Here is a 6,410-nt window from a genome sequence, read left to right as displayed (position 1 = left end):
AGCCAGGGATAGCCCGCGTTCTTCCATCATTTCGACTAAATCACGAAAACTGAGGTTGTACCGTAGGTACCATCTCACGGTTAATAAAATAACATTCGGTTGATAATGTTTCCACTTGAATAGATTTTGCTTTTCCATACCAATCACATCCTTTTTTAGAGTAATAATATCAGTATGTCCAAGTCTGAAAGACTTTTTTTAGATATTTTGAAGTTTTTGCACCAGAACCTATAAAAGGTGCTATACGAAAAATTTAAATTCATTTAGTGAAATGTTTTTTAATGAAATTAGTATAATCAATAAGAACATCAAAAACTTCCTGTTGTTTTTTAGGGGATAGATCTGACGCTGCTACTTTAATTGATTCTAATTTACTTTCTAGAGGTGCGTTTCGTCCAAACAATTCATTAATGGATACATTGTATAAGTCTGCAATACTCATGATTGAATCTGCGTCTGGGTCAGTTTTTCCATATTCCCAATTGGCATATGTGGTACGTGCGATATTCAGGCGATATGCTACATCGAATTGAGTATACCCCTGTTTTTTCTCAACTCAGCAAGTCGCTTACTTAGTTGAGACATATCATCACATTTCCTTTCTGATTTATAACGTTAGTGTAAAACAGAAAAGTTAAATTGCATCCTTATGACTTATAATAAGTCATAAATTATTTTTATTTGTAATAGTTAGTCTTAATGTTGTGATAATAGAAAGCCATTTATAATTCTATACGCGAAAAAATAGGAAGAAATCGATACATCAAATCGAGAATCTTCCTATTATATATGTTTACTAAAACAATGAATTTCCTATATCTATTGTGGCCAAGTTTTGACGTCTTGTACGTTCCCTTAAATAGCGTTCCGTCGTCATAATAGATTCGTGTCCTAAATAGTCACGTATTTTCTTAAGTTCGACACCTTTTCCCATCAAATGATTCGCAAAGAAATGTCTGCAGGTATGGGGGGTAATTCTATCCTTTCGGTAACGTAAAAATGGTAAGTTTGTTTCTTCAATCTTTTCTGCTACATATTTTGATAAGTAGTCGGCCCTATAGTAAGAGCCATCGGCTTTAGGTAGAAAAGCATATGTACTAGAGGCGTCCAATTCACTTGTTTGTTTACGCAATTGACGAAGGCGACAGATATCGTCGAGTACATCTTCAAAAATACGAACTTCCCTGGCTTTATTTCCTTTCCCAACTACAAGCAAGAGATAAGCATTTAATGAGGAATGGAATACAAGATCTGCCCATTTTGCGTTTGCAACTTCCTCAATCCGGAGTCCAGTAGTCGTAAGAAGGAAAAACAATGTATACATAAAGAAATTTGTTTTCTTCAGTGTATCTAGTATTTCATTTACTTCTTCAGGAAAGAGGTCACGATTGACCAGCTCTTCTTTTTTTACAGATACTTTTTTGAGACGACTACTATAGTCATCTGAGAGACCATTGTTATCATAAACGTATTTTAGAAACTGCTGGACTACCGTTTTCTTTCGACGTAATGTAGTGGCAGCATACTTCTTACTTAGTTGATAGAAGTAGATTTCCATCTCATTATGGGATAAATCGTGAATGGTTCCGATTGTTTCTTTTATGTAGCGAAGAAAATGAGACAGATCATGCAGATAAATCTTTTTTGTTCGTTCACTTCTTTTTTTTGTTAAAGAAGGTTCATCGTGTAGAAATAAATAAACCAATGATTCTTCACTTAATTTAGAATAGTCAATATTTCTGATGCCCATACCCATAATTTTTTCAAAATGACTGCTATCAAAAAAATCTGATTTTGATTTTACAAGTTGGTTACTATGTTCGTAATTTATAATATTCAAATTTAAACACAACCTTTAGTAGAATGAAATATTAAACAAATATTTTTTATATAAATTTTTATGATTCTAATTATACCACAATAAATGCGTTATTTATTGTGGTATAAAATGAAATGTTTAAATATATATTTTTTCCTTAATATTTAACGTTTCTGTTTAGCTGATGTATAATGGAAATGTTTAATTTGTTTTTTTGTACATTTCAATCCAAGTGCGGTAGGAGGAGATTTTTTTGACTAATCTTCGTCGGAAAATTTTATATGAAATCTATAATTTAGAAGATACCCATTGTTCAATTTGCCCTCTGAACAACCTATCAGTGAATTGTACAGATGAGCAAGAACAGGCAAAACAAAGAAACTATAAACATTGCAAAGGTTGTCCCATTTTCGATTCCATCCGAGAGAAAGGAGAGAAATTGAATTCTTTATCGAAAAAGAGTACATTTAATAAGGTACGAGAACGTTATATGGAAAATCCATTTAAGTATCTGCAGTATAAGGAGTACTCAATCACAGATGTAGTAAAAGAAACAGGTTTAACAAAGTATCAACTAAGAAAATTTAAACAACAGCTAGAATGAAAGTTTCGGATGAGGTGAGAAATGGACTATTTATCTTTAGAAGAGGTATGCGATAGGGTAGGTTTAACAAAAAATCAATTAGGCTATTTAATTAAGTATAAACACATCGAACCTATCAATCTGGATACCTGGAAAGCAGATGGTGGATATCGTTTTGAGCAAGAAGATGTAAAAAGGTTAGAGGAATTATACAAAGACTCTTTAACATTAAAAGAAGCGGCTGAATTTCTAAATAAATCTAAGACTTACGTTCATAATGCAGCTAAAGATGGGATATTGCCCTTTAAAGAGATTGCTAAAGGGAAATCTACTGAACGATTGTACTTAAAAAACGATCTGGAAATTTTCAAAGAAAGAATTGAAAATAGATCAAAAGAGGAGTCGAAAGAAAAAAAGCAGCATTTAAGTCTATATCTTGATGAAAAGGTAGTAGAAGCAATAAAGAAAAAGGCTGCAAAGAAAGGATATAATGGCTACAAGAAGTTTGCTGAAGACATTTTATCCGCAGAAGTAAAAGAAGACATAGAAGAATAGAAATTCTAGTAAGAATAGACCCTAAAAAACACAAAAACGTTCTAAGTGGTCTATTTTTATTTTCAAGAGACTTTTTAACTATCAGGTCTAAATACATTACCTAAGATGACAATGTTGTTTACAGATGAATTTGAGAGGTCATTTTTTCAGGTCCGTTCCTGAAAGAATTCATTGTAATTACAAAAAAGGGTTTATATATATAATATAGAAAATAGAGGGAAAGATAACAGGTAATTTTAAGAGCGTTTTATTTAAGTTGAAAAAAGTGTAAAGAAAGAAATGAGAGGTAAGGATCCCAGGATTATAAATACAAAGACTTCATTTGGAACTTGGTAGGCCTATGAGAATGCTAGAGAGTTCGGGCAGACATATATCGCGGAATACATCAAAAAGCATACAAGCTTTATTTGAAATTTACATAATAAAAAACAGCATATCAAAAAATTATGAAAAAACAAGAAATATAGTATACATATTTAGATTATAGTAAACTAAAATATTTTCAAAATCCTAAAATAATAGAATATGAAAAGACTGAATTGGCTTTAAAATTTACGGATGAAGAAATTCAATTATTTAAAATAGGAAAAACTCCAGAGCATTATACATGGCATCATCATCAAGACACTGGAAGGAAGCAACTTGTAGATTATCAGACTCATCATGATACTGGTCATATCAGTCAGCGTTATAGGGGTATAACAGACACATTCATTTTTAAAATCATAAAATCGGATTCACTTATCTTTACTTTAAAAATGGGTATATTGATGGCACTAGTATTTTTTTACTGCATAATTCATTAATTCAAATCTACAAAGAGATAAAATTTCTTTGTAGATTTTTTAATTACTAAACACATCTAAAAAACTTCACGACAAACACATATTAACTCCGCACATAGCACAAGTTGAAATTATATAATTAATTCATAGTTAAACGCACAGAGAATTTTAATATAATGATATTAGGAATATACATTAAAAATTCGAATAAAATATAAATTGAATGCGAGGTTGTATTATGAACAAATTTAATAATGATAATGTACAAGGTTTAGTTTCTGAAGAAAACGTTGAACTATTAAAAGTTATGGCTCATCCAATACGTCTACAAATTGTTAGTGAATTGGCTAAGAGCAAGAAATTAAATGTAACACAATTAACTAATATTTTGGATATTCCACAATCAACAGTATCGCAACATTTATCCAAAATGAAAGGGAAAGCACTGAAAGCTGAAAGAAAAGGGTTAGAGATTTACTATCATATTCAAAACTCCAAAGCTGATAAAATCATACAAATACTAGGTCATGCTAATTAAATTAAAAGAATAGGTGGATGTATACCCAAACACGGATTACAATTCACCTATTTTTTATTTTATAAAAACATAAAAACGTTATAGTATAATTTCTGTAATTACAGTCTTTGTTCTACGTATTAAAGGTTTTAAAGCGTATGTTATAGAATTTAAGTCTTTTAAAAATGAAAGAATGAGCTTACTTTATAGTGTGAAATGCTGAATTATCAACGGATACAGTTTATTTAGTACCCATTTTCTTGTCTGAAAAGTTTCCAGTTTCATATCTTTTTACATCTGATGTAGAAAGACATAATAGTCTAAACTAAAATCTCATGAACAATCGTTGATAAATAGCCATTATCATAAATTTTATAAAAATCGGAGAAGGGTTTAAACCCGTAGTTGTTGGAAAAACAACCACACAAAAAACCAAATTACATATTATTGGAGCTAATGAATCTGTAACACTAACGCCAATAGAATTAATGCTTTTTCTTAAAGATAATAAGGAATAAATAAAAGAGTTATTTTTATTTCTCAATTAATATCTGAATGTTTTAATAAAAAATTTTTATGCTTTTATTGCATAATTCATTAATCTAGTTCCTGTATTTATCAAATTTAAACAAATATAGGAAAATGAAACATTAATAAATATACAAAATATGAAAAATATGTTGAATATTATCTAATTCTCTGCATTTATTTCTCCGTATATCCCAATTAATCTATTAGGTGAGAAGAATAAATTCTTGCAAAAGATTATAGGAGGAGAAATTTATGAAGAAAATTATTATTGGGGCATTAACGTTAGGTGTCATGCTAGGATCGGGTGGTAGTTTTGCATCTGCAGATGAACTTGATAGTGTTTCTCAAAATGGAAACACTATACAATCTATATCAGCTTCCACCACAAAATCAATAACTGCGAGTCAGTTTAGCAAAGTCTATGCAGAGATGAAAAAATATGAAGGTAAACCATATAAATATGGTGGAAATAGTCCTAAAACTGGATTTGATTGTTCGGGATTAATGCAATGGGGATATGGAACACAAGGGATTAAATTACCACGAACATCACAAGATCAATATAATCAAACAATACGCGTTGAAAAAAAGGCTCTTCAACCAGGAGATTTAGTTTTCTTTAAAGGAACGGTTGCGGGCAAATCAGGTATTACTCATGTTGGTATGTATATTGGTAATAACAAGTTTTATAATGCTAGTAATTCCGGAGTAGGTGAAGCTAGCTTAGATAGTACGTATTGGAGTAAATATATTGCAGGATATGGTCGAATTAAATAAAAAATGGATTATAAGGTTCCAGAAAAAGAACTGAAGTCAAAATTGACTTCAGTTCTTTTTGATTAATTAATGCCCTCGGACAACAAAAGTACTAATCACTCGGCCATTGTAAGTTACCTCATATTTATTTCCCTCTGTGATTGGCATAGGGAAAGCAACTGGAGAAGATAACCCCTTTGTAGTAACATTTGTCGTACCAATAACTTTATTAAACTCATATTGTTTAATAGTATATGTTACTCCTTTATCTCCTACCATAGAAAAAGAACCTGTCATATAAGCTGGTACATCAGTTCCATTTTCATAATCTCTACCAGCAACCTTAACCTTTTGAATCTTCGCATCATTAATCGCAGCTTCTGCTTTTGTTAAACTTAATTCTGGAAAAGACAAAGTTGTTATACCTAAAGTTCCCAAAAGAATAGTACTAGATAAAATAATTTTTTTGAACATTGCAAATCCTCCTGATATTTTTATTTTACTTACGTTTAAGCATTAATATATTCCGTTAAAATATTATATATTCGGGATTTGATAAATAAATATCTAATTATCCATATAATTACGAATATTTTTTAGTGAATTCTTAACACGGTTACTTGGTTCAACTGCGTTTTTGCTGAAGCAGCTATCTTCGCTACTTTGTTAGGACTTTTAGGCTTTTTAGAGCAACTGCGAGCTGAGCGTAAAAAGGAAATGAAAAAAATTAATCAATTGTAAAACCTGAAAATGGATGCTTTTTTAAAGAGCATCCATACAGTCAATGTTTTGATATTATTATCAAAAATTCCGATGAAGCAATATGTCTAGAAAAAAATACATTTGAGTTTTATAGAGTTTAAA

Annotated in this window: 7 protein-coding genes and 3 pseudogenes; 6 read left to right on the top strand and 4 right to left on the bottom strand. The window is 30.5% G+C overall.

Going from position 1 to position 6,410, the window contains the following annotated elements:
* From ABH960_RS29355 to ABH960_RS29345, 3 genes and pseudogenes are all read right to left on the bottom strand, one after another.
* A pseudogene (locus ABH960_RS29355) lies at nt 1-138 on the bottom strand (IS6 family transposase); the annotation flags it as partial.
* A 121-nt stretch (nt 139-259) separates the two neighbouring features.
* Nucleotides 260-585: pseudogene (locus tag ABH960_RS29350) on the bottom strand (helix-turn-helix domain-containing protein).
* A gap of 211 nt (nt 586-796) precedes the next feature.
* A complete protein-coding gene (locus ABH960_RS29345; protein WP_404449948.1) occupies nt 797-1,840 on the bottom strand; it encodes a tyrosine-type recombinase/integrase in 1,044 nt (347 codons plus the stop codon).
* Between the two features lie 232 nt (nt 1,841-2,072).
* Here ABH960_RS29345 and ABH960_RS29340 point away from each other — a divergent pair, with 232 nt between their 5' ends.
* The 5 genes from ABH960_RS29340 to ABH960_RS29320 all read left to right on the top strand — a co-directional run bounded on the left by ABH960_RS29340 (nt 2,073) and on the right by ABH960_RS29320 (nt 5,567).
* The gene (locus tag ABH960_RS29340) at nt 2,073-2,423 is read left to right on the top strand and encodes a transposase (RefSeq protein WP_404449946.1); all 351 of its coding nucleotides are present in this window, start codon (nt 2,073-2,075) and stop codon (nt 2,421-2,423) included.
* Nucleotides 2,424-2,444: 21 nt separating this feature from the next.
* Nucleotides 2,445-2,957 carry a helix-turn-helix domain-containing protein gene (locus tag ABH960_RS29335; RefSeq protein WP_002187134.1) on the top strand — a complete coding sequence of 171 codons (513 nt, stop codon included), beginning with the start codon at nt 2,445-2,447 and terminating at the stop codon, nt 2,955-2,957.
* A gap of 539 nt (nt 2,958-3,496) precedes the next feature.
* A complete protein-coding gene (locus ABH960_RS29330; RefSeq protein WP_033728926.1) occupies nt 3,497-3,763 on the top strand; it encodes an HNH endonuclease in 267 nt (88 codons plus the stop codon).
* 217 nt (nt 3,764-3,980) lie between these two features.
* Nucleotides 3,981-4,280: an ArsR/SmtB family transcription factor gene (locus tag ABH960_RS29325; protein WP_002016873.1), complete on the top strand. Its 300-nt coding sequence runs from the start codon at nt 3,981-3,983 to the stop codon at nt 4,278-4,280.
* A 762-nt stretch (nt 4,281-5,042) separates the two neighbouring features.
* The gene (locus ABH960_RS29320; protein WP_002203990.1) at nt 5,043-5,567 is read left to right on the top strand and encodes a C40 family peptidase; all 525 of its coding nucleotides are present in this window, start codon (nt 5,043-5,045) and stop codon (nt 5,565-5,567) included.
* A gap of 66 nt (nt 5,568-5,633) precedes the next feature.
* On the opposite strand, the gene ABH960_RS29315 is transcribed toward ABH960_RS29320, so the two are convergent.
* Nucleotides 5,634-6,020 (bottom strand): hypothetical protein, encoded by a 387-nt coding sequence (locus ABH960_RS29315; protein WP_404449943.1) that lies wholly within the window; start codon nt 6,018-6,020, stop codon nt 5,634-5,636.
* A gap of 296 nt (nt 6,021-6,316) precedes the next feature.
* Here ABH960_RS29315 and ABH960_RS29310 point away from each other — a divergent pair.
* Nucleotides 6,317-6,409 (top strand): annotated as a pseudogene (locus ABH960_RS29310) (phosphoribulokinase); the annotation flags it as partial.
* Nucleotide 6,410: the final 1 nt, after the last annotated feature.

This window comes from Bacillus sp. RC252, assembly GCF_044909215.1.
Classification (GTDB): domain Bacteria; phylum Bacillota; class Bacilli; order Bacillales; family Bacillaceae_G; genus Bacillus_A; species Bacillus_A mycoides.
The sequence above is the reverse complement of the archived record's forward strand: the minus strand, read 5'-3'. Positions and strand labels throughout refer to the sequence as shown.